The sequence below is a fragment of the Streptomyces sp. RP5T genome (assembly GCF_003933965.1).
Classification (GTDB): domain Bacteria; phylum Actinomycetota; class Actinomycetes; order Streptomycetales; family Streptomycetaceae; genus Streptomyces.
The window spans coordinates 1-2,455 of sequence record NZ_RSAJ01000890.1 but is presented as its reverse complement, the minus strand read 5'-3'; the positions used below and the strand labels follow the sequence as shown (position 1 = coordinate 2,455).

Sequence of the window (2,455 nt, the reverse complement as noted above, 5' to 3'; positions counted from 1 at the left end):
GGGAGGACGTGCTCGTCGGGGTCGGTGTGGCCTTTGACGCGAGAGAGGACTGGGTGGTTCCCGTGGTGCCGCCGGCCTGGCCCTCGCCCGTCTTGGAGTTCTTCTTGCTCTCCGCGGCCTCGGCCTCGTCCTGCTTCTTGCACGCGGAGGCCTGGACGCCCAGTTCGTCGATCTTCTTCTGGGCCGTCTTCAGGTCGCCCTCGGCGATGGTGCCCTCGACCGACTTCTGCTGGTACGGCGGCAGGTACTTGAGTTCGATCTCGGGGTGGTCCTTGGACACCTTCGAGAGCGAGACCCAGGCCAGGTCCTGGCTGATGCCGCGGTACAGCGCCACGTGCTCGCCGTTGGTGCCGACGTAGTACTGGGTCTGCGTCCAGCGGTAACCGCCGTACAGGCCACCGCCGATGACGGCGAGCGCGAGGACCGAGTAGAAGGATCTCTTCAGCCACCTGCGGCCCTTGCGGGGCTTGACGAAGTCGTCGTCGGTGTAGTCGCCGAAGCTGCCCGCGGGGATGTAGCCGGTGGTGTCGGAGGATCCGGGCGGCCCGTACTCGCCGCCCCCGCCCTGCCCGTGGCCCTGGCGGCCGAGCCCGGAGGCGCGGCCCGCGGGGGTCTGCATGATGCCGTTGTCGTGCAGCTGGTGCTGGTTCTCGGCGACCGCGCCGACCACGACCGGGGTGTCGGACAGCTGCCCGGCGAGGGTGTCCCCGGTGTCCAGGTCCAGCACGTCGGCCACGATGACCGTGATGTTGTCGGGGCCGCCGCCGCGCAGCGCGAGCTGGATGAGCTCCTGCACGGTCTCCTGCGGGCCCTGGTAGCTGGCGAGGGTGTCTTCCAGGGTCTGGTGGGAGACCACCCCTGAGAGGCCGTCGGAGCAGATCAGGTAGCGGTCGCCGGCGCGGACCTCACGGATGGAGAGGTCGGGCTCGACGTGCTCGCCGCTGCCCAACGCCCGCATCAGCAGGGAGCGCTGGGGGTGGGTGGTGGCCTCTTCCTCGGTGATGCGGCCCTCGTCGACCAGGCGCTGCACCCAGGTGTGGTCCTGCGTGATCTGCGTGAGGACACCGTCGCGCAGCAGGTACGCGCGCGAGTCGCCGACGTGCACGAGGCCGAGCCGCTGGCCCGTCCACAGCAGGGCGGTCAGCGTGGTCCCCATGCCTTCGAGCTGAGGGTCCTCCTCGACCATGGAGCGCAGCTGGTCGTTGGCGCGCTGGACGGCCACGCCGAGCGAGGTGAGGACGTCGGAGCCGGGGACGTCGTCGTCGAGGGCGACGATGGTGGAGATGGCCTCGGAGGAGGCGACCTCGCCGGCGGCGGCGCCGCCCATGCCGTCGGCGATGGCGAGCAGGCGGGGCCCGGCGTATCCGGAGTCCTCGTTGCCCTCCCGGATCATTCCTTTGTGCGATCCGGCGGCGAAGCGCAGTGACAGACTCATGCGCACCTCGCCCGTCGGCTCCGGGTACATCCGCACGGTGCCCACCCTCCGGTCGGGAGCGCGCCGGGGCCCGGGGTGGGGGCCCACGCCGCGTGCTCGCTCCGCTCGCGCCTATTCATGATGTAGCACTACTTCCGCAGCTCGATGACGGTCTTGCCGATGCGGATCGGCGCGCCCAGCGGAATCGGGGTCGGGGTCGTCAGCCGCGATCGGTCGAGATACGTGCCGTTGGTCGAGCCCAGGTCCTCGACGATCCAGTTGCCGTCGCGGTCCGGATAGATCCTGGCATGGCGGCTGGAGGCGTAGTCGTCGTCCAGCACGATGGTGCTGTCGTGCGCCCGGCCCAGGGTGATGGTCTGGCCCTGGAGCGCGACGGTGGTGCCGGTGAGGGTGCCCTCGGACACGACGAGCTTGGTGGGGGCGTTACGGCGCTGGCGGCCCGCGGCGGCCGGCTGCTGGCGCTGCTGCGGGGGCGCCTGCCGCTGGGCCTGCTGGGCCCGGCCCGCCTCCCGGCGCGAGCCGCGCTGGGTGACGCGCGTACCGAACAGGTCGCTGCGGATGACCTGTACGGCCACGATCACGAACAGCCACAGTACGGCCAGGAAACCCAGCCGCATGACCGTCAGGGTCAGCTCTGACATTGCCCCCGCTTCACCCTTCGGCTTGCCGGTAAATGATGGTGGTACTGCCCACGACGATCCGCGAGCCGTCGCGGAGCGTAGCGCGGGTGGTGTGCTGCCCGTCCACCACGATGCCGTTGGTGGACCCGAGATCCTGGATCGTCGAGGGCGTTCCGGTCCGGATCTCACAGTGCCGGCGCGAGACGCCGGGGTCGTCGATCCGCACGTCGGCTTCGGTGCTGCGGCCCAGCACCAGCGTGGCGCGGGAGATCTGGTGGCGGGTGCCGTTGATCTCGATCCAGTGGCGGGTGCGGGAGCCTGGCGCGGGCGCGCCGACCGGGCCGCCGGCGCCGGGGCGCTGGGCGGGCTGCGGGTAGCCGTAGCCGCCGCGGCCCGGGGG

3 protein-coding genes are annotated in these 2,455 nt (G+C 71.2%); all 3 read right to left on the bottom strand.

Annotated features, from left to right (window positions below):
* On the bottom strand, positions 1–1,465 hold a 1,465-nt coding region (locus EHS43_RS42525), incomplete at its 3' end, for a Stp1/IreP family PP2C-type Ser/Thr phosphatase (protein ID WP_185806645.1).
* 98 nt (positions 1,466–1,563) lie between these two features.
* Positions 1,564–2,076: an FHA domain-containing protein gene (locus EHS43_RS42520; RefSeq protein ID WP_125195810.1), complete on the bottom strand. Its 513-nt coding sequence runs from the start codon at positions 2,074–2,076 to the stop codon at positions 1,564–1,566.
* Positions 2,077–2,086: 10 nt separating this feature from the next.
* Positions 2,087–2,455: FHA domain-containing protein (locus EHS43_RS42515; protein ID WP_148104274.1), on the bottom strand; the 369-nt coding region annotated here is incomplete at its 5' end.